Here is a 21,191-nt window from a genome sequence, read left to right as displayed (position 1 = left end):
TGGCTAACCGGTCTGACCTCCGAAGAGGCCTCCGTTGCCATTGCCGTTTCCTCGTGTCGTGCCGCCGGCACCGGTCGTATCCGACACAGTGGGCGACGGCCCGGTGCCTCCGTTGGTGCCTCCCGTGTCCGTACCGCCGTTGGCACCACCGTTGCAGGGGTTGGGGTTGCCCCAGCTCCACTGGCAGGTATCGCTCGCCGACGGGGACGGAGACGGGGACGTCTGGCTGGACGACGGGCTGGGCGACGGGCTCGCCGTCTGGCTCTGGGTTGCCGAGGGAGTCGGTGTCGGACTCGGCTGGGCGTTGAGCACCGTACCGATGGGCTGCGGAGTCGGGAACTTCATGGCCGGCTCGTTCGCCAGCGCCTGGGCCATGTAGTCGTGCCAGATCTCGGCAGGGAACGAGGCTCCGTGGATCTTCTCCTGGCCGCCCGTTCCGTACATCTCCAGGAACGTCCGGTTCTTGTTCTTCGCGTTGTCGTCCAGCCGGAACATGCTGATCGCGGTCGACAGTTGCGGGGTGTAGCCGACGAACCACGCGGACTTGTTGCCGTCCGTGGTACCCGTCTTACCGGCGACATCGCGACCGGCGAGCTGCGCCTTGGTGCCTGTGCCCTTCTCCACCACGGTCTTCAGCACGTCGGTGACGTTGTCGGCCACCTGCGGGGTGAAGGCCTCGGTGGACTTGTCGGTGTGCCTGAAGACCACGCCGTCCTTGTCGCTCACCTTGACGACGGAGTAGGGATCACGCTGCTGACCGCTGGCCGCGAACGTGGAGTACGCAGAGGCCATGCGGATGGCGCTGGGGTCCGACGTACCGATCGAGAACGACGGGTAGTTCGCACTGGCGAGGCTGCCCTCGAGAATGCCGGCGTCCATGGCACTCTCCTTGACCTTGTCCAACCCCACGTCCATGCCGAGCTGGACGTAGGCCGAGTTGACCGAGAACTGCATCGCCTCGCGAAGGTCGATCTTGTAGTCCGGCGCATGTCCGACGGACTCACCGCCGTCGTTGGTCTGCAGCCACTCCTTGCCGTTCTTGTCCTTCCAGACCGACCCGTCGTAGTTCTTGATCTTGAGCTTGTTCTTTCCGCTGTACAGGCTCTTGGGAGAGGCGATCGTGCGCGCGTCCTGTGGCTGTGACGACGGCCCGTCCGGGTTGCGCACGCCCCACTGCATGGCCGCCGCCAGCACGAACGGCTTGAACGTCGAACCCACCTGCGCACCGGTCGAGTCGGCGTTGTCGGTGAAGTGCTTTGTTGCATCCTCACCGCCGTAGATGGCCTTGATGGCACCCGAGGTCGGGTCCACGGAAGCCCCGCCGAACTGGACATAGGTGTCCGTCTTGGGCCGCCGTTTGGGTTTGATGTTCGCCTTCTGGACGTTCTTCACGGCGGCCTCCAGCGCATTGACCTTCTTCTTGTCGAAGGTCGTGTAGATCTGGTAACCGCCCTTCTGCAGGTCGTCCGCAGTGATGTGCGTCGCGGGGTTGTTGACCAGGTACGCCTTGGCAAGGTCGACGAGGTAGCCGATCTGGCCCCCCAGCTGGCCGTTCGACCGGGGGTTCTGGATCGGGGGGAGGGTCCTGTACTTGGCGCGCTCGGCAGGGCTCAGATGCCCGTACTTGACCATCTTGTCGAGAGTGTCCTGCATCTGCGCCAGGGCCCGCCTGCTGTTGGCCTGCGGCGTCGCAGCGGGGTCGAGGGACGTCGCGCCCGCGGGGTCGTAGTACGTCGCGCCCTTGACCATCGCCGCGAGGAAGGCACACTCACCCGGGTTCAACTTCGTGGCGTCCTTGTTGAAGTACGCCCGGGACGCGGCCTGAAGACCGTAGGCCCCGCGGCCGAAGTACGTCGTGTTGAGGTACCCCTCCATGATCTTGTCCTTGGGGACCTGGGCTCCCACCTTGATCGCGACGAAGATCTCCTTGAACTTCCGGGACAACGTCTGCGCCTGGTCGTTCAGCATCGCGTTCTTGACGTACTGCTGGGTGATGGTCGAGCCACCCTGTGTCTGACCGCCGCGGGCCATGTTGAGGACGGCACGCGCGATGCCCTTGGGGTCGATACCGCTGTCCGTCTCGAAGGTCTTGTTCTCCTGCGAGATGACCGCGTAACGCATCTCCTTGGGGATGCTGGCGTAATTCATGTTCTGGCGGTTGACCTCACCGCCGGTCGCGACCATCACCGAGCCGTCGGACCAGTAGAAGACATTGTTCTGGGCCTTGGCGACCGCGGCCTCGTCGGGAACGCTTACCATCGCGTACGCGATGCCCGCCACCGCCACCAGGCTGCCGACGAAACCGATGAACAGCCCGGAGACGAGTTTCCAAGAGGGCACCCAGCGCTGCCAGCCGTACCTGTCGGCCCTGGGGTAGTCGATGATCCGTTTCTTGCCCGGCGCCGTCGCCGCCCGGCCTCTGCCACGCCCGGGACCGGTCGGGCCGCCGCGCCGGCCGCCCGGGCCCGCGTTGTCGGCGCCTCTGCGGCGGCTGCCTCTCTGCGCCGCCCGGCGGGCCTCGGCACGGCTGCCGTAGGGGCGCTCCTCACTTCCTGCTCCGCTGCGACCCGACCCATAGGAACTGGACCCATAGGAGTCGGCTGGAGATCCGGTGGCGCCTCGCGGTGCCGCCCGGCGGCCGGAGGACGAACCGGACTGGCCGCGTCGGGCCGCGGCACGTCCGCCTCCCTGCGGCTGCGGCGGTTTGCGACGGTGCTCGCTCATCGAACGATTACTCCTCGGGCAGGCGCACCCGTGCGCGCCTGGAACGGCGGCTGGTTTCCGGTCCCCCCGAAGTACGGATGTGGTCGGTTCTGCATTCACCCGTACCGCACCGGGGACGACGACGCTCCCCAGGTGTCACTTGGTTCCCGGTGCTGTGCATGCCGCACAGACTACGCACCGCCAAAACCAGCCGAGCCTTGAAGTTCACCCCAAAACAGGCAACTTGACTCACGCGAATCGGCGATGTGATCCCGTTCACCGCCGTCCCTCTTGTCGCCCGCGAGCGGCCGTTCTATCGTCATGATGTATCGAGTCGATACATCAGCGCGAGATAAAGACGCTGAGAGGACTGCGAGACCCGCGTGAGCGATCAGCGGGACCGAGAGGAGGCGACGGTGAGCCGACGTTCCGGCATCCTCGAGTTCGCCGTGCTCGGCCTGCTCCGCGAGTCTCCGATGCACGGCTATGAGCTGCGCAAACGACTCAACACGTCCCTGGGTGTGTTCCGGGCGTTCAGCTACGGGACGCTGTATCCCTGTCTCAAGACGCTGGTCGCCAACGGCTGGTTGATCGAGGAGCCGGGCAGCACCCACGAGGACGCCGCTCCGCTCGCCGGACGCCGGGCGAAGATCGTGTACCGATTGACGGCAGAAGGTAAGGAGCACTTCGAGCAGCTGCTCGCGCAGACCGGCCCCGACGCGTATGAGGACGAGCATTTCGCCGCGCGCTTCGCCTTCTTCGGGCAGACGTCGCGCGATGTGCGCATGCGCGTGCTGGAGGGCCGGCGCAGCCGCCTGGAGGAGCGTCTGGAGAAGATGCGTGCCTCCCTGGCGCGCACCCGGGAGCGCCTCGACGACTACACACTCGAGCTCCAGCGCCACGGGATGGAGTCCGTGGAGCGCGAAGTGCGCTGGCTGAACGAGCTCATCGAGAGCGAGCGGGCCGGACGGGACCTGAAGGGTTCCGCATCCGGGGGGCCCGCGCAGCAGGACACCACCAATGGATCGACGGGCGGCCTGCCCCGTCGCGGGGACACCCCCCGGACGGATACGCCCGGCGACACCGCCACGTGAGACCCACCCAGGGCCTCACTCGTACACACAGGGAGCAACCGGAATGGGTTCGGTTCGCGTAGCCATCGTCGGCGTGGGCAACTGCGCCGCGTCGCTGGTGCAGGGAGTCGAGTACTACAAGGACGCCGACCCGGCGTCCAAGGTCCCCGGCCTGATGCACGTGCAGTTCGGTGACTACCACGTGCGCGACGTCGAGTTCGTCGCCGCGTTCGACGTCGACGCCAAGAAGGTCGGCCTCGACCTCGCGGACGCGATCGGCGCCTCCGAGAACAACACCATCAAGATCTGCGACGTGCCCAGCACCGGTGTCACCGTCCAGCGCGGCCACACCCTCGACGGCCTCGGCAAGTACTACCGCCAGACCATCGAAGAGTCCGCCGAGGAGCCGGTCGACGTCGTCCAGGTCCTGAAGGACAAGCAGGTCGACGTGCTCGTCTGCTACCTGCCGGTCGGATCCGAGGACGCGGCGAAGTTCTACGCCCAGTGCGCCATCGACGCCAAGGTCGCCTTCGTCAATGCCCTCCCGGTCTTCATCGCCGGCACCAAGGAGTGGGCGGACAAGTTCACCGAGGCCGGTGTCCCGATCGTCGGTGACGACATCAAGTCCCAGGTCGGCGCGACCATCACGCACCGCGTCATGGCGAAGCTGTTCGAGGACCGCGGTGTCATCCTCGACCGCACGATGCAGCTGAACGTCGGCGGCAACATGGACTTCAAGAACATGCTCGAGCGCGAGCGCCTGGAGTCCAAGAAGATCTCCAAGACGCAGGCCGTCACCTCCCAGATCCCCGACCGGGACCTCGGCGAGAAGAACGTCCACATCGGCCCGTCCGACTACGTGGCCTGGCTCGACGACCGCAAGTGGGCCTACGTCCGCCTCGAGGGCCGGGCCTTCGGTGACGTCCCGCTGAACCTGGAGTACAAGCTCGAGGTCTGGGACTCCCCGAACTCCGCCGGTGTCATCATCGACGCCCTGCGCGCTGCCAAGATCGCCAAGGACCGCGGCATCGGCGGCCCGATCCTGTCGGCGTCCTCCTACTTCATGAAGTCCCCGCCGGTCCAGTACTTCGACGACGAGGCCCGTGAGAACGTCGAGAAGTTCATCCGCGGCGACGTCGAGCGATAGTCGGACACGGCGCCAAGGCGCCTGACGGCGCCTGCTCGCCCGAGAACGCTCCTGCCAGGGCTGTGAAGGTCCCCGGGTTCCCTGACCCGGGGACCTTCCGCATATGTGAGGCTGTGCCCCATGCCCGTCGTCCGTGACCTGCGCGTCCTGTTGCGCCTGCGGTACTTCCGGCGCCTGCTGTACATCCGGCTCCTGTCCCAGGGCGCAGACGGCGTCTATCAGGTCGCACTCGCCGCGTACGTGGTCTTCTCCCCGGAGAAACAGACCTCGGCCACGGCCATCGCCTCGGCGATGGCCGTCCTGCTGCTTCCCTACTCGCTGGTCGGCCCGTTCGCCGGCGTTCTGCTGGACCGCTGGCGGCGCCGACAGGTCTTCGTCTACGGCAATCTGCTGCGCGCCCTGCTGGCCGCGCTCACCGTCGTGCTGGTGACCGGCCAGGTTCCGGACTGGCTCTTCTACGTATTGGCGCTGTGTGTCACAGCCGTCAACCGATTCGTCCTCGCCGGGCTGTCCGCCTCCCTGCCGCGCGTGGTGGACACCGAACGCCTGGTGCTCGCCAACTCCCTGAGCCCGACGGCAGGAACGCTCGCCGCGACCGCGGGCGGCGGGCTCGCCTTCGCCGTACGGCTCGTGGCGTCGGACTCCGACGCGGCCGTGGTCCTTCTCGGTGCCTTCCTCTATCTGTGTGCCGGCCTCACGTCCCTGACCGTGCCTCCCGCGCTCCTCGGGCCCGACCGGCAGCCGGCACGGCCGCGTGTGGCCACCGCCCTCGCCGAGACGGCACGGGAGCTCATGGAGGCCGTCCGCCATCTGGCCGCGCCCCGGCGCAGGGCAGCTGCGTGGGCGCTGGCCGCGATGACGCTGATGCGCTTCTGCTACGGCGCGCTTCTCGTCCTTCTGCTGATGCTGTCCCGGTACGCCCTGTCCGCGAGTCCCGAGGCCGGACTCCGGCTGCTTGGTCTCGCGCTGGCGCTGTCGGGGGCGGGATTCTTCGCGGCTGCCGCGGTGACACCGTGGGCGGCGGGACTTCTCGGTCCGGGCCGCTGGATCGTGGTCTGCGCCGGTGCCGCCACGATCCTGGAGCCCGCCCTCGGTCTCCCGTTCGCCACCGGGCCCCTCCTGGTCGCGGCTTTCGTCTTGGGCCTGACCACGCAAGGTGCAAAGATCGCCACCGACACGATCGTCCAGTCCGCCGTCGACGACGGCTTCCGCGGCCGGATCTTCTCCGTGTACGACGTCCTCTTCAACGTGGCCTTCGTCGGGGCGGCCGGAGTGGCGGCGCTCATGCTGCCACCCGACGGCCGATCGGCACTTCTGGTGATCCTGGTCGCCGTGATCTACGGCGGTGTGACCGCGGCCATGGCTCGCTTCGAGCGACATTGAGGCGGCAGCCCAGGCCGAACGGCGCCGCTCAAACGAAGAGGGGCGATGTTTCACGTGAAACATCGCCCCTCGCTCGCTCTCGGTACGGCGGGATGTTTCACGTGAAACATCACCGACCCGCTGCAGAGGTCAGCCCTGCTCGGCCCACCACTCCTTGAGAGCCGCTACCGCCGCGTCACGCCCCATCGGGCCGTTCTCGAGGCGCAGCTCCAGCATGTGCTTGTACGCCTTGCCGACAACGGGACCGGGTCCGACGCCCAGGATCTCCATGATCTGGTTGCCGTCGACGTCCGGGCGGATCGCGTCCAGCTCCTCCTGCTCCTTGAGCTGGGCGATGCGCTCCTCCAGGCCGTCGTAGGCCCGGGACAGCGCGGACGCCTTGCGCTTGTTGCGGGTGGTGCAGTCCGAGCGAGTCAGCTTGTGCAGACGGTCCAACAACGGGCCCGCGTCACGGACATATCGGCGCACCGCTGAGTCCGTCCACTCTCCGGTGCCGTAGCCGTGGAAACGCAGGTGCAGTTCGACCAGTCGTGAAACGTCCCTCACCAGCTCGTTGGAGTACTTCAACGCGGTCATACGCTTCTTGGTCATCTTGGCCCCGACCACCTCGTGATGGTGGAACGAGACGCGGCCGTCCTTCTCGAAGCGGCGAGTGCGCGGCTTGCCGATGTCGTGAAGCAGGGCGGCCAGCCGCAGGGTGAGATCAGGGCCGTCCTGCTCCAGTGCGATCGCCTGTTCCAGGACGATCAGTGTGTGGTCGTAGACGTCCTTGTGCCGGTGGTGCTCGTCCCGCTCCAGACGCAGCGCCGGCAACTCCGGCAGCACATGGTCGGCGAGGCCGGTGTCCACGAGAAGGCTCAGCCCCTTGCGCGGGTACGTGGAGAGGATCAACTTGTTCAGCTCGTCCCTGACCCGCTCGGCCGAGACGATCTCGATGCGGGCGGCCATCTCCGTCATCGCGTTGACGACCTCGGGGGCGACGGTGAAGTCCAGCTGGGCGGCGAACCGGGCGGCCCTCATCATCCGCAGCGGGTCGTCCGAGAACGACTCCTCGGGCGTACTCGGCGTCCGCAGCACACGCCCCGCGAGATCCTCCAGGCCGCCGTGCGGGTCGATGAACTCCTTCTCCGGCAGGGCCACGGCCATGGCGTTCACCGTGAAGTCCCGGCGGACCAGATCTTCCTCGATGGAGTCGCCGTACGACACCTCCGGCTTGCGCGAGGTGCGGTCGTAGGCCTCCGACCGATATGTGGTGATCTCGATCTGAAAGTTCCAGTCGGTGTCTGCGACGCGGGCACGCTTCTGCGCGCCGACGGTGCCGAAGGCGATGCCGACCTCCCAGACGGCGTCCGCCCACGGCCGGACGATCTTCAATACGTCCTCGGGGTGGGCGTCGGTCGTGAAGTCCAGGTCGTTGCCGAGCCGGCCGAGCAGCGCGTCGCGTACCGATCCGCCGACCAGGGCGAGGGAGAACCCCGCCTCCTGGAATCGGCGGGCGAGATCGTCGGCGACGGGGGCCACCCGCAGCAGCTCGGCGACCGCGCGCTGCTGCGCCTGGCTCAGGGCAGAGGGAGTGTCTTCGTTCGGGTTCGGCACAACAGAAGAGGGTACGTGCCCCGGCGGCCGGGAGCTGCCTCCATTTCATCCACGGACGGCCGGGTGGAGATCGCGGGACGGCCCGGTGAAAGGGGCAGTGGACAGCTGTCGGCATACCCGCGCAAGCGCTGCCCTTACGGCGTACGGAAGCTCTCCCCTCGATACTGGATATAAGGGGACGGGTCGCTGGTGTTCGTCGATCTTGTGACGGAGACCGCGGCACTTCCCCTCAGCGCGCATCGTTACCATGCGTGGACGCACATTCCGACGACACTGACGACGACGAGGGACGGGCGAGCGCGTGGCCGAGGCGGCTGACTTCCAGGGCACCCCTGCCTCACCTGCCCGCCGGTGGCTACGACGCACCGGCGCGCTGCTCGCCGGCGCGCCTCTGCTGGCCGGGCTGCTCCAGCTGCCCGCCGCGGCACCTGCTCAGGCCGCCTCCTCGGGCACGGTGACCGTCGATCTGGACTCGCTGACCCCCACCGCTCCCACGGACGGCGACACGCTGACCGTGTCGGGCACGGTCACCAACCACGGCAAGCAGACCGTCACCGCCGCTGAGGTGGACCTGCGAGTGGGCCCCCTGCTGGACACCCGCTCGGAGATCGACTCCCTCGCCCAGCACCCCGATGACCTCCAGGGCGAAACCGGCCCCGAGGTCGGTGGCAAGTACGTGGAGAAGTTCTCCAAGCTGACCCCGGGTGTCGCGGAGCACTTCAGCATCTCCGTCCCCGTGTCCAAGCTCGACCTCGGCGACGACGGCGTCTACGAGTTCGGTGTCTCCCTCTCCGGGCAGACCGCGGCCCAGCCCTGGGACCAGATGCTCGGCATCCAGCGGACGTTCCTGCCATGGCAGCCTTCCGAGGCCGGCACCAAGACGAAGACGACGTACCTGTGGCCACTGATCTCCACGGTCCACATGACGGCCAAGACGGGAGCTGGTGAACTCCAGACACCGGTGTTCCGCAACGACGACCTGGCGAAGGAACTCGCGCCGGGTGGCCGGCTGGCCCAGATGGTGGATCTGGGCAAGGATCTCGACGTCACCTGGGTGATCGACCCGGACCTGCTGGCCTCGGTGGACGCGATGGCGACCGGCAATTACCGGCTCCCCGGCACCGGGGACACCACCACACCCGGCCCCAAGGACCACCAGGCGCTCGCCAAGCAGTGGCTGGCGAACCTGCAGAACGCGGTGTCGGGCAAGGAGGTCGTCGCGCTGCCCTTCGCCGACCCCGACCTGGCGTCCCTCGCGCACAACGGCACCAGCGTCACCGGCTCGCTCAGCCACCTCAAGGACGCCACCGACGTCGCCGCCACCACCGTCAAGACGGTGCTCCACGTCACCCCGAACACCGACTTCGCCTGGCCGGTTGAGGGTGCCGTGGACCCGGCGATCATGAAGGTCGCGACCTCCGCGGGTGCCGACCGCGTGATCGCCCGCAGCGACAGCCTGCAGGACAACGCCGGACTGCCGTACACACCCTCCGCCGCCCGCCCGGTCGGCGGTGGCACCACGGCGGTGGTCGCTGACGCCCGACTGTCCACCGCCTTCGAGGGCGACCTGACGAAGGCGGACGCGGCCACGCTCGCCGTGCAGGAGTTCCTGGCCCAGAGCCTCGAGGTGAACGCGCAGACGGACAAGCAGCGCAGCATCGTGGTCGCCCCCCAGCGCATGCCCACCGTGAGCCAGGCACAGGCGATGGCGGCGGCGCTGAAGACACTCCAGGAAGGAAACTGGTCCCAGTCCCAGGACCTCTCCGCGGCGGCCAAGGACAAGCCGGACCCGAACGCCGCCACGCGCATCCCGCCGGCGTCGGACTACCCCACCTCGCTGCGCTCGCACGAACTGCCGCGTGCCGCCTTCGAGCAGATCGCGCGCACGCAGAACGAGCTCGGCAGCTTCCAGGTGATCCTCTCCGACCAGTCCCGCGTCGTCACGCCGTTCGGGCGGGCCATAAACCGTGAGATGTCCACGTCCTGGCGCGGCAGGAGCGACGAGGCCGAGAGTTACCGGGACGGCGTGGAGCAGTGGCTGGACAACCTGGCCGACCAGGTCAAGCTGATCGACAAGTCGGAGACCAAGCTCTCCGGTCGCAGCGCCACCATCCCGGTGACCGTCCAGAACAACCTCGTCCAGCCGGTCGGCCATCTGGTCCTGCGCCTCACCTCGACCATGCCGACCCGTCTGAAGATCGGCGGCAAGGCCTACTCCGAGCAGCCGGTGGAGATCTCCGGGGGGCACAGCCAGTCCGTGAAGTTCACCACCTCGGCCAATGCCAACGGCCGGGCCACGGTGATCGCCCAGCTGTACACCGAGGACGGCCAGAGGTACGGCGACCCCGTCAGCTTCGACGTGAAGGTCACCGAGATCACGCCGACGGTGATGCTGGTCATCGGCGGCGGTGTGCTGCTCCTTGTCCTTGCCGGTTTCCGGATGTACACCCAGCGCAAGCGTGCAGCGGCCGGCCAGACGGAGAACGACGGCCCCGACGCGGCAGAACAGGCCGGCGAGGAGTACCGGAACCCCGACGCGCCCGCCGACCGTCTTCCCCAGGAGCCGGAGGATTCCGTCTCCTCCTCCGGGGCAGGCGACCGGGAGCACCCGAGTGACCCTGCGCCGGACACCGCACCGGAACGCACCGACCCGTCCGGGACGGGTGAGAGAGTGGACCGTTGAGCGATGTCATGGCCAGTGGGCCAGGGACGATGAGGTGGGGTAAGCATGAACGCGCCGTACGACGGTGATCGCGGCCAGGGCGCGGCCGGCTCGGGCTACCCCGAGACGCCGCCGGAGCCCGGCCAGGTGCCGCCGCAGCACGCGGTGGACATGTACCTCCAGGATGCCTACGGCCAGGACCCCTACCAGCAGGCCCTCACCGCTCAGGACCCGGTCAACGAGGCGCTCTACGACCGCGCCGCGCACCCGCCGCCCGCTCCCGGTGGCTACCAGCAGCCGGAGTACGGCCGGCGGCCTGCCCAGCCGTCGTACGGGCCCGACCCGCGGGGGTGGGCGCAGACGCCGGCGCAGGAGCCGGAGGGTGCGGCCGGGTACGGGCCCTACGGCGACGACCCGCGCGCCAACCAGTTCGCGGGTGTGGACGACCGGGTCACCCAATCGGCCGACGGATACCACGAGCCGGACGCCTTCGCGCACCTCTTCAAGGACCAGCAGCAGGGCGGTGGGCAGGCGCCCATGGATCCGTCGGCGTACGCGCGGCCGGCCGCCGCTCCAGGCGGCGGATACGGCCCGGCGGCCCCGTACCCGTCGGCGCACGGACAGGGCCCTCAGCAGGCCGGCCCGTACACCGAGGCCCCCTACCCGGCCGCCCATGGGAACCCCGTGCAGCCGCCGGTGCCCGCCCCGGCCGCGGCCCCGGATCCCGCCGGACCGCACGGCGGCGCGGAACCCGGGGCGTCGGCTTCCGCGGCCGCGCCCGCGAAGAAGGGCGGCAAGGTCGGCGGGCTGCTGCAGTCCAGTGCCGTGATGGCGGCGGGCACATTGGTCTCCCGCCTCACCGGTTTCATCCGCTCGGCGCTGATCGTCTCGGCGCTCGGCCTCGGCTTCCTCGGCGACTCCTTCCAGGTGGCCTACCAGCTCCCGACGATGATCTACATCCTCACGGTCGGCGGTGGTCTCAACTCCGTCTTCGTGCCGCAGTTGGTGCGGGCGATGAAGGAGGACGAGGACGGCGGCGAGGCCTTCGCCAATCGTCTGCTGACCCTGGTGATGGTGGCCCTTGCCGCGCTGACCGGTCTCGCGATGTTCGCGGCGCCGCTGCTGGTGCGCATGCTGTCCAACCCGGTCGCCTCCAACCCCGCGGCCAACGACGTGGCCGTCACCTTCACCCGCTACTTCCTGCCCTCGATCTTCTTCATGGGCATCCATGTGGTGATGGGTCAGATCCTCAACGCGCGCGGGAAGTTCGGCGCGATGATGTGGACCCCGGTGCTGAACAACATCGTCATCATCGTGACGCTGGGCATGTTCATCTGGGTCTACGGCACCGCCGCCAACTCCCACATGACGGTCACGAACATCCCGCCGGAGGGCCAGCGCCTGCTCGGCGTCGGTGTGCTGCTCGGCCTGGCCGTCCAGGCCCTGGCGATGATCCCGTATCTGCGCGAGACCGGCTTCCGGATCCGGCTGCGGTTCGACTGGCGGGGCCACGGCCTGGGCAAGGCCGCGATGCTCGCCAAGTGGACGGTCCTGTTCGTGCTCGCGAACCAGGCCGGCGCCATGATCGTCACCCAGCTGTCCACAGCGGCCGGCAAGGACTCCGGTATCGCCGGCACCGGCTTCGCCGCCTACGCCAACGCCCAGCTGATCTGGGGCCTGCCGCAGGCCATCATCACGGTGTCCCTGATGGCCGCCCTGCTGCCGCGTATCTCGCGATCGGCCGCCGAGGGCGACGGTGGCGCGGTCCGTGACGACATCTCCCAGGGCCTGCGGACCACGGCCGTCGCCATCGTCCCGATCGCCTTCGGCTTCCTCTCGCTCGGCATCCCGATGTGCACGCTGATCTTCGGCTCCTCGGGCACCGGCGAGGCCACCAACATGGGCTACATGCTGATGGCCTTCGGTCTGGGCCTGATCCCGTACTCGGTGCAGTACGTCGTCCTGCGCGCCTTCTACGCCTACGAAGACACCCGTACGCCCTTCTACAACACCGTGATCGTGGCGGCCGTCAACGCGGGCGCCTCGGCGTTCTGCTACTTCCTGCTCCCCGCCCGGTGGGCAGTGGCCGGCATGGCGGCCGCCTACGGTCTCGCCTACGCGATCGGTGTGGGCGTCGCCTGGCGCCGGCTGCGCAAGCGGCTCGGCGGTGACCTGGACGGCGCCCGGGTGCTGCGGACGTACGCGCGGCTGTGCATCGCCTCGGTGCCCGCAGCCCTGCTCAGCGGCGCTGCCTGCTACGGCATCGGGCGCACCCTCGGCCAGGGTGTCATCGGCTCCTTCGCCGCGCTGGTCGTCGGCGGTGCCGTTCTGCTCGGCATCTTCTTCGTCGCCGCCCGCCGGATGCGCATCGAGGAACTCAACTCGCTCGTGGGCATGGTCCGCGGGCGTCTGGGCCGCTGAGGTGGGGGTAGGCGCACAACCATCGTCCGCCGCCGCGTGTCGTGCATAGCGGCGGACTGTGGGCACAATTGGTTTCGGCGTCGGAGAGCGCGCAACGGATGGGGAGGCAGGGACGACGGTGGCGGAACGGAGCACGGCTGCCGTCGACGTGGCAGACAACAGCGGTGAGCAGCCGCTGACCGCCAAGGCGGACCAGTCCACGGCCGACGGGGTGGCCAAGAACCCGGAGCGGGACACGGACAGCGACCAGGCACAGGGGAGCCGCGGGATCGAGAATTCCGGACAGAAGGCGTCGCCTCCTGAACTGCACAGCGGTCACAAGCTCGCCAGACGCTACCGACTGGAGGAGTGCGTCACCCGTCTGGACGGATTCAGCAGTTGGCGTGCGGTCGACGAGAAGCTCCGTCGTGCCGTCGGCGTGCACATCCTTCCGGCGGATCACACACGGGCCCGTTCTGTGCTCGCCGCCGCTCGTTCTTCCGCGCTGCTCGGCGACCCCCGTTTCGTCCAGGTCCTCGACGCCGTCGAGGAGAACGACCTCGTCTACGTCGTCCACGAGTGGCTGCCCGACGCCACCGAGCTGACCACGCTCGTCACGGCAGGCCCGCTGGAGCCGCACGACGCCTACCAGATGGTCAGTCAGGTCGCCTCCGCCATGGCCGCCGCACACCGCGAGGGCCTCGCCCATCTCCGGCTGAACCCCAACGCCGTCCTGCGCACCTCCACCGGTCAGTGGCGCATCCGGGGCCTCGCTGTGAACGCGGCGCTGCGGGGCATCGGCTCCGACACCCCGCAGCGCACCGACACCGAGGCGATCGGCGCCCTGCTGTACGCGGCGCTGACCCAGCGCTGGCCGTACGAGAGCGACGCGTACGGCCTGTCCGGGCTGCCCAAGGGCGTCGGCCTCATCGCACCGGACCAGGTGCGGGCCGGTGTTCACCGGGGCCTGTCCGAACTGGCCATGCGCGCCCTCGCCAACGACGGTGCGACCGCCTCCCGTCACGAGGCTCCGTGCACCACGCCGGAGGAACTGGTGAAGGCGATCGGCGAGATGCCCCGCATCCGCCCGCCGGAGCCAGCGTTCACGACCCCGCCGGAGTACCAGCGCACGACCTACCAGCAGGGCACGTACGGCCGCCCGGCGCCGCACCCCGCCGCCACCCAGCCCCTCACCACCCCGCCGCCGCCGTTGCAGAGCCGTACCGGCAAGGCGCTGAAGTGGGCGGTCTCCGCGCTGCTCATCGCCGCCCTCGGTCTGGGCAGCTGGCAGTTGGCGGATGCACTGATGCACCGGGGCGGCAAGTCCGACGACACCAACAAGAGCCAGCAGACGGACGACGGGGACAAGGGCGCCGCACTGCCCAAGCCGACGCCGATAAGCATCAAGGGCAGTCAGGAATTCGTCGCGGAGGGGGATGCCCAGCATCCCGGCGACGTGGCCAAGACGTACGACGGGAACCCTTCGACGTACTGGCGTACCAAGACCTTCAACGAAGGTCCGCCCATCGCGCCCTACAAGCCGGGCGTCGGTATCGTCTATGACCTCGGCTCGGCGAAGTCCCTCAGCGCGGCCACCATCAGCCTGCGCTACCCCGGGGACCACACGACGGTCGAGCTGTACGCGGCTGACTCGCTGACACCGCCGTCCCTGGACTCGATGGACCAGATCGGCAAGGTCACAACCACCGGCACCACCGCCACGGTGAAACTCAGCAAGCCGGTGAAGACGCAGTATGTCCTCGTGTGGCTGACGGCCGTGCCGTACTCGGGCGCGGACCCGAGCGCATACGCCGGTGCCGGCTACAAGCAGGCCATCGGCGAAGTGAAGTTCACGGGCTGACGTCTCACCCGGACCGGAGGGGGCAGATGGCGGAAGGCGCCGGATACGACGGAGTGAGCGACAAGGAGCTGCTCGCCCGCCACGTGGAAGGCGACTCCGGTGCCTTCGGTGAGATCGTGCGGCGGCACCGGGACCGGCTCTGGGCGGTCGCTCTGCGAACGCTGGGGGACCGCGAGGAGGCCGCTGACGCGGTGCAGGACGCCCTGGTGTCGGCGTACCGGGCTGCCCATACCTTCCGGGGTCAGTCGGCCGTCACGACGTGGCTGCACCGGATCACGGTCAATGCCTGCCTGGACCGTGCCCGCAAGGTGGCCTCACGAAAGACCTCGCCCGTCGACGACACCGAGCGGCTGGAGCAGCTTTTGGAGCCGCACGAGTCGGCTTCGGCACCTGCTGAACGCAACGACGTGCAGCGCCAGCTGCTGGAAGCTCTCGGCACACTCCCGCACGACCAGCGGGCCGCCCTGATCCTCGTCGACATGCAGGGGTACCCCGTGGCCGAGGCCGCACGGATTCTCGATGTGCCGACGGGCACGGTGAAGAGCCGGTGCGCCCGGGGCAGAGCCCGACTGCTGCCTCTGCTCACTCATCTACGGCCCGAGGGTTCCGGAAGCGGAAAAGAACCCGGCACGGGACGGAACCGCGTGGAGGGGACATCCGTCCCACCGGCAACGGAGTCTCCCGGTGACAGCCCGGAGAACAGGGGACCGAGCAGCGATTCAGCCGTAGTGAAGGGCGGAGGTGGGCGAGCGTGACTTCCACGACAGACACAGCCGGGCACCCGGACGTCGCGTCGATCTCCGAGCTCACCGAAGGCCTACTCCCCCCGGACCGCTGCGCGGACATACAGCGCCATCTGGACACATGCGACCTGTGCGCGGACGTCCAGGCCTCGCTGGAGCAGATCCGGGGGCTACTGGGATCCGCGCCGGATGCGGAACCCATGCCGGCGGACGTGGCCGCTCGTATTGATGCCGCTCTCGCTGCCGAGGCATTGCCCAGTGACTCGCGGGAAACCACCGAAGACCATGTTTCACGTGAAACATCGGCCTTGAGCGATCGTCCCGCCGGGCGCCCGCACGCCTCGACCGGGCCGGGTCGGAGGAAGAGCGGGCGCGGTCGGCGCCGCAGGGTCGTCGTGCTGGGTACGCTACTCACCGCTGCAGTCCTGGGAGCCGGCTCCCTGGTGTTCCAGTCACTCTCCGGCGGTACGTCCGCCATGACGGCGCACAGCACGCCCAGCCCGTCTCTCAGCGTATTCTCCGGTACCAGCGTCGAGAGCCAGGTCCGCGATCTGCTCTCCACGAAGAAGGCGCCGCAACGCGGATACGACAACCAGCACCCCCGATCCGGACTCACCGGCGAGGAGAACACCCCGCAGGGCACTGAGAGCGCCAATACCTTGCTCCAGACGGAGATCCCCGTTCCCGATTGCATCCGCCGGGCCATCCCTCGGGGTGATCAGGCCCTGGCCGCCAAGACCGGCACCTACGCCGGAAAGAGCGCCTACCTCGTCGTTCTGCCGGACCTCGACGACAGCACGCGCGTCACCGTCTATGTCGTGGACGCAGCGTGCATCCGCCAGCAGGCGGGCACTCCCGGCGCCGTGCTCCTGAAGCACTCTTTTGCCCGGCCCTGAGTCTGCTGGAGGCTGCGTCAGTCTCCCCGCGTGGCATGCGTGTGCCCCGACACAGCGGGAATGCGCGCCCCGTAGGATCCGTTGGGTGGGGTGAGAGTCCTGAAAGGGGCTCCCGCCGGTCGACTGACGCAGACCAGAGACGAGGAATCAAGCCGTGAGCGACGTCCGTAACGTGATCATCATCGGCTCCGGGCCCGCAGGCTACACGGCGGCGCTCTACACCGCGCGCGCGTCGCTGAAGCCCCTGGTGTTCGAGGGGGCCGTCACCGCCGGTGGCGCGCTGATGAACACCACCGAGGTCGAGAACTTCCCGGGCTTCCGCGACGGCATCATGGGCCCCGACCTCATGGACAACATGCGGGCACAGGCCGAACGCTTCGGCGCCGAGCTGGTTCCGGACGACATCGTCTCCGTCGACCTCACCGGCGAGATCAAAAGCGTCACGGACACCTCCGGTGTGGTTCACCAGGCGAAGGCCGTCATCGTCACCACCGGCTCCCAGCACCGCAAGCTGGGCCTGCCGAACGAGGACGCCCTCTCCGGCCGTGGTGTCTCCTGGTGCGCGACCTGTGATGGGTTCTTCTTCAAGGACCAGGACATCGCCGTGATCGGCGGCGGTGACACCGCGATGGAGGAGGCCACCTTCCTCTCGCGGTTCGCCAAGTCCGTGACGATCGTCCACCGCCGGGACACGCTGCGTGCTTCCAAGGCGATGCAGGAGCGCGCCTTCGGCGACCCGAAGATCAAGTTCGTCTGGGACAGCGAGGTCGCCGAAATCCAGGGCGAGCAGAAGCTGTCCGGTCTGAAGCTGCGCAACGTCAAGACCGGCGAGCTGTCCGAGCTGCCGGTGACCGGTCTGTTCATCGCGATCGGCCACGACCCGCGCACCGAGCTGTTCAAGGGCCAGCTGGACCTGGACGAGGAGGGCTACCTGAAGGTGGCTTCCCCGTCCACCCGCACCAATGTGACGGGTGTCTTCGCCGCCGGTGATGTGGTCGACCATACCTACCGCCAGGCGATCACCGCCGCAGGCACCGGCTGCTCCGCCGCCCTGGACGCCGAGCGCTTCCTCTCCGCCCTCGCGGACGAGGCCAAGGCGGAGCCCGAGAAGACCGCCATCGTCTGACCTTCCCTTCCCTGCCCCGCTGCACGATCAAGTTGAGGAGCCCGCTGTGGCCGACCTGAAGAACGTGACCGACGCCTCCTTCGACGAGGACGTCCTCAAGAGCGACAAGCCCGTCCTGGTGGACTTCTGGGCTGCCTGGTGCGGTCCGTGCCGTCAGATCGCGCCGTCTCTCGAGGCGATCGCCAAGGAGCACGGCGACAAGATCGAGATCGTCAAGCTGAACATCGACGAGAACCCGGGTACGGCCGCCAAGTACGGCGTGATGTCCATCCCGACCCTGAACGTGTACCAGGGTGGCGAGGTCGTCAAGACGATCGTCGGCGCCAAGCCGAAGGCCGCGATCGAAAGGGACCTCGCCGACTTCATCGCCGAGTGACGTTTCACGTGAAACACGAATGGGCCAACCCCTGAGGGTTGGCCCATTCGCTTGTGCCTCTTCACTGACGCCACTCGGCCTGATCACGGCAGCATAGTGGCCTCGGACGTCTTCACAACGGCCTGAGCGCCGGTTCCTTCTGAACTGCTCCGAGGAGCCGGTCGAGTGCCATCTCCACGTCTTCCTTCCAGGAGAGAGTCGAGCGCAGCTCCAGACGGAGCCGGGGATGCGCGGGATGCTGCCGGACCGTCTTGAACCCCACGGCCAGTAGATGGTCGGCCGGAAGCAGACAGGCGGGCTCCTTCCAGCGAGCGTCACCGAAGGCCTCGATCGCCTTGAAGCCTCGGCGCAGCAGATCCTTGGCGACCGTCTGCACCAGTACCCGGCCCAGCCCCTGACCCTGATAGCCAGGCATGACGAACGCCGTGATCAGTTGCACGGCGTCCGGCGAGACCGGGCTCGTGGGGAAGGCCGTCGAGCGGGGCACATAGGCCGGAGGGGCGTACAGGACGAAGCCCACCGGCGCGTCATCGACATACACCACCCGGCCGCACGACCCCCAGTCCAACAGAACGGCGGAGATCCAGGCCTCCTTCTCCAGCGCCGAGGTGCCCGCCTTTACCGCCGCTTCCCCGCTGACGTGGTCCAGCTCCCAGAAGACACACGAGCGACAGCGGTGGGGGAGGTCCTGAAGGTTGTCCAGTGTGAGCGGCACGAGCCGACGCCCCATGAAGGCTGTTCCTCGCTTCCTTCGCCCGCCGCATCGCGAGCGGCTGCCAGAGCGCTGCGTTCCCTGAGCAGGCTGCCGACGAATCCGCCGACCGCCCCGAGGCACAGACCCACGCTCACCAGTCCCGTGCGGCTCATCGATCGCATGGCCCCGACTCCCCACTCAGAGATGCAGATGCTGTCCGGTGGATGCGCCATACCCATTCGCATCGTATCCACGATGTGATTCGCTCGATACCGCCTCACCGCAAAGAGCGGGCCGTGTCCGGTGTGCACCGGACACGGCCCGTCTGCTCGAGGCCCTGGAGACCGGACGAGGATCAGTCGTCCTGCTCTTCGGTCGCGCTCTGCAGCTCCTGCTGGAGCACCGGTCCCTCGTCCGGGGCCAGGGTGCTCAGAATCCGCTGGAGATCGTCCACGGAGGCGAACTCGACGGTGATCTTGCCTTTCTTCTGCCCCAGGTCGACCTTCACCCGGGTCTCGAAGCGGTCCGACAGCCGAGTCGCCAGCTCGTTCAGGGCCGGGGAGAGCCGGGAGCCGGCGCGCGGCCCCTTCGGTCGCTGGGGCTTCTGGGGCCGCGATCCCATGAGGGTCACGATCTCCTCGACGGCTCGCACCGACAGCCCCTCGGCCACGATGCGGTGAGCCAGCCGGTCCTGCTCCTCCGAATCCTCGATGGACAGCAGCGCCCGGGCATGCCCGGCGGAGAGGACACCGGCGGCCACCCGCTTCTGGACGGCCGGCGAGAGCTTCAGCAGACGCAGTGTGTTGGAGACCTGGGGCCGAGAGCGCCCGATCCGGTCGGCTAGCTGGTCGTGCGTGCAGTTGAAATCCTTCAGCAGCTGGTCGTAGGCGGCCGCCTCTTCCAGCGGGTTCAGCTGCGCGCGGTGCAGATTCTCCAGGAGGGCGTCCAGGAGGAGCTTCTCGTCCTCCGTGGCCCGGACGATCGCCGGGATGGCATCCAGACCGGCCTCACGGCAGGCCCGCCACCGGCGCTCACCCATGATCAGCTCATAGCGGGCGGGCCCCAGCTGCCGTACGACGACAGGCTGCAGAAGACCGACCTCCTTGATGGAGGTGACCAGCTCCTGGAGTGCGTCCTCGTCGAAGACATCACGGGGCTGGCGCGGGTTGGGCGAGATGGCGTCGAGAGGGATCTCGGCGAAGTGTGCGCCCATCGGGGGAGCCGGCGCGTCTGCGGCGGGGTGTGCCGGGGACTCCTCGGTTTCATGTGGAACAGGCGGCAGGGTCGCCACCTTCGCCGCGGCCACCCCACGGTCGGTCGTCAGCACCGGGACGGCCGCGGGAGAGGCGGAGGCTCCGCCTCCCAGCGCGCCCGGCGCCGGGCTCTTCTCGGTCGGGGCAGCTGGGATCAGCGCGCCGAGTCCACGGCCCAGCCCCCTCCGTCGCTCGCTCACTGGATCCCCTCCACCATGCTTGGGTCGTTCTGGGCGCCGATGTGGGCCTGGCCGGCGTCATAGCTGATGCCGATGCCCTTCAGCGCGATTTCTCGGGCCGCCTCAAGATACGAGAGGGCACCGCTCGAACCAGGATCGTAAGTCAGCACCGTCTGCCCGTAACTCGGCGCCTCGGAGATACGGACCGAGCGGGGAATGCTCGTCCGCAGTACCTCATCACCGAAGTGGGTGCGCACCTCTTCGGCGACCTGGGAAGCGAGACGCGTCCGGCCGTCGTACATGGTGAGAAGGATGGTCGACACGTGGAGTGTGGGGTTGAGGTGCCCCCGCACCAGGTCGACGTTGCGCAGCAGTTGGCCGAGGCCCTCGAGTGCGTAGTACTCGCACTGGATCGGGATGAGGACCTCCTGGCCGGCCACCAGCGCGTTGACCGTCAACAGGCCGAGCGACGGGGGGCAGTCGATGAGGATGTAGTCCAACGGCTGCTCGTAGGCCTGGATGGCCCGCTGCAGTCGGCTCTCACGGGCCACGAGCGACACCAACTCGATCTCGGCACCGGCGAGATCGATGGTGGCGGGAGCGCAGAAAAGACCTTCCACATCGGGGACCGGCTGGACGACCTCGGCGAGAGGCTTGCTCTCGACCAACACGTCATAGATGGAAGGGACTTCTGCGTGGTGGTCGATCCCGAGGGCAGTGGACGCGTTGCCCTGCGGGTCGAGGTCGATCACCAGGACGCGGCCGCCGTGCAGAGCCAGCGAAGCAGCAAGGTTGACGGTGGTCGTCGTCTTGCCCACGCCGCCCTTCTGGTTGGCGACCACGATGACTCTGGTCTGTTCCGGCCGGGGCAGGCCTTCGCCGGCGCGGCCCAGAGCCTCTACCGCCAGTTGGGCCGCACGACCGATCGGAGTGTCGTCCATCGGAGGCGGTGTTTCACGTGAAACATCCGCCCCCATCGACTCGGTACGGGGACCGGGGACCGGATCGGTCATCGGTCCCGCGATGTTGGCGTCGGACCGCAAGGATTCACTCTCCTCGACTTCAGGCTCGCAATGAACAGAGCCTCCCATGCCTTCGG

The 21,191-nt window shown here is 68.3% G+C and carries 15 protein-coding genes; 10 read left to right on the top strand and 5 right to left on the bottom strand.

The features are described from left to right. Positions 1-3: 3 nt before the first annotated feature. Positions 4-2,724 (bottom strand): transglycosylase domain-containing protein, encoded by a 2,721-nt coding sequence (locus AC5WRT_RS06430; RefSeq protein WP_496092177.1) that lies wholly within the window; start codon positions 2,722-2,724, stop codon positions 4-6. Positions 2,725-3,119: 395 nt separating this feature from the next. On the opposite strand from AC5WRT_RS06430, the gene AC5WRT_RS06425 reads away from it, so the two are divergent. The 3 genes from AC5WRT_RS06425 to AC5WRT_RS06415 all read left to right on the top strand — a co-directional run bounded on the left by AC5WRT_RS06425 (position 3,120) and on the right by AC5WRT_RS06415 (position 6,306). Next, on the top strand, positions 3,120-3,797 hold the full coding sequence (locus AC5WRT_RS06425) for a PadR family transcriptional regulator (protein ID WP_496092178.1): 678 nt from the start codon (positions 3,120-3,122) through the stop codon (positions 3,795-3,797). Between the two features lie 43 nt (positions 3,798-3,840). Then, positions 3,841-4,923, top strand: coding sequence for an inositol-3-phosphate synthase (locus tag AC5WRT_RS06420; RefSeq protein WP_030168547.1), 1,083 nt, complete (start codon positions 3,841-3,843; stop codon positions 4,921-4,923). 120 nt (positions 4,924-5,043) lie between these two features. Further along, positions 5,044-6,306 carry an MFS transporter gene (locus AC5WRT_RS06415; protein WP_496092179.1) on the top strand — a complete coding sequence of 421 codons (1,263 nt, stop codon included), beginning with the start codon at positions 5,044-5,046 and terminating at the stop codon, positions 6,304-6,306. Between the two features lie 129 nt (positions 6,307-6,435). Here AC5WRT_RS06415 and AC5WRT_RS06410 read toward each other — a convergent pair whose 3' ends face one another. Beyond that, entirely contained in the window at positions 6,436-7,902 is a 1,467-nt protein-coding gene (locus tag AC5WRT_RS06410) for a CCA tRNA nucleotidyltransferase (protein ID WP_496092180.1), read from the bottom strand. Between the two features lie 301 nt (positions 7,903-8,203). On the opposite strand from AC5WRT_RS06410, the gene AC5WRT_RS06405 reads away from it, so the two are divergent. The 7 genes from AC5WRT_RS06405 to trxA all read left to right on the top strand — a co-directional run bounded on the left by AC5WRT_RS06405 (position 8,204) and on the right by trxA (position 17,966). Then, on the top strand, positions 8,204-10,585 hold the full coding sequence (locus AC5WRT_RS06405; RefSeq protein WP_496092181.1) for a DUF6049 family protein: 2,382 nt from the start codon (positions 8,204-8,206) through the stop codon (positions 10,583-10,585). 45 nt (positions 10,586-10,630) lie between these two features. Continuing rightward, a complete protein-coding gene (gene murJ / locus AC5WRT_RS06400; protein WP_496100004.1) occupies positions 10,631-12,985 on the top strand; it encodes a murein biosynthesis integral membrane protein MurJ in 2,355 nt (784 codons plus the stop codon). Between the two features lie 118 nt (positions 12,986-13,103). After that, complete coding sequence (locus AC5WRT_RS06395) at positions 13,104-14,825, top strand: protein kinase family protein (protein WP_496100003.1); 1,722 nt, start codon at positions 13,104-13,106, stop codon at positions 14,823-14,825. Positions 14,826-14,851: 26 nt separating this feature from the next. Further along, complete coding sequence (gene sigM, locus AC5WRT_RS06390; protein ID WP_496092184.1) at positions 14,852-15,580, top strand: RNA polymerase sigma factor SigM; 729 nt, start codon at positions 14,852-14,854, stop codon at positions 15,578-15,580. Further along, the gene (locus AC5WRT_RS06385; RefSeq protein WP_496100002.1) at positions 15,577-16,464 is read left to right on the top strand and encodes an anti-sigma factor family protein; all 888 of its coding nucleotides are present in this window, start codon (positions 15,577-15,579) and stop codon (positions 16,462-16,464) included. The genes sigM and AC5WRT_RS06385 overlap by 4 nt, the downstream gene beginning before the upstream one ends. A gap of 154 nt (positions 16,465-16,618) precedes the next feature. After that, positions 16,619-17,590: a thioredoxin-disulfide reductase gene (trxB, locus tag AC5WRT_RS06380; RefSeq protein WP_496092186.1), complete on the top strand. Its 972-nt coding sequence runs from the start codon at positions 16,619-16,621 to the stop codon at positions 17,588-17,590. 46 nt (positions 17,591-17,636) lie between these two features. Beyond that, positions 17,637-17,966: a thioredoxin gene (gene trxA, locus AC5WRT_RS06375; RefSeq protein ID WP_496092187.1), complete on the top strand. Its 330-nt coding sequence runs from the start codon at positions 17,637-17,639 to the stop codon at positions 17,964-17,966. A 112-nt stretch (positions 17,967-18,078) separates the two neighbouring features. Here trxA and AC5WRT_RS06370 read toward each other — a convergent pair whose 3' ends face one another. From AC5WRT_RS06370 to AC5WRT_RS06360, 3 genes are all read right to left on the bottom strand, one after another. After that, on the bottom strand, positions 18,079-18,696 hold the full coding sequence (locus tag AC5WRT_RS06370; protein ID WP_496092188.1) for a GNAT family N-acetyltransferase: 618 nt from the start codon (positions 18,694-18,696) through the stop codon (positions 18,079-18,081). A gap of 319 nt (positions 18,697-19,015) precedes the next feature. Continuing rightward, the gene (locus AC5WRT_RS06365; RefSeq protein WP_496100001.1) at positions 19,016-20,113 is read right to left on the bottom strand and encodes a ParB/RepB/Spo0J family partition protein; all 1,098 of its coding nucleotides are present in this window, start codon (positions 20,111-20,113) and stop codon (positions 19,016-19,018) included. Further along, a complete protein-coding gene (locus AC5WRT_RS06360) occupies positions 20,110-21,183 on the bottom strand; it encodes a ParA family protein (RefSeq protein ID WP_330342874.1) in 1,074 nt (357 codons plus the stop codon). Before AC5WRT_RS06360 ends, AC5WRT_RS06365 begins: the two co-directional genes overlap by 4 nt. Between the last annotated feature and the right edge of the window lie 8 nt (positions 21,184-21,191).

This window comes from Streptomyces sp. NTD91 (genome assembly GCF_059510455.1).
This window is presented reverse-complemented; position numbering and strand designations above follow the sequence as displayed.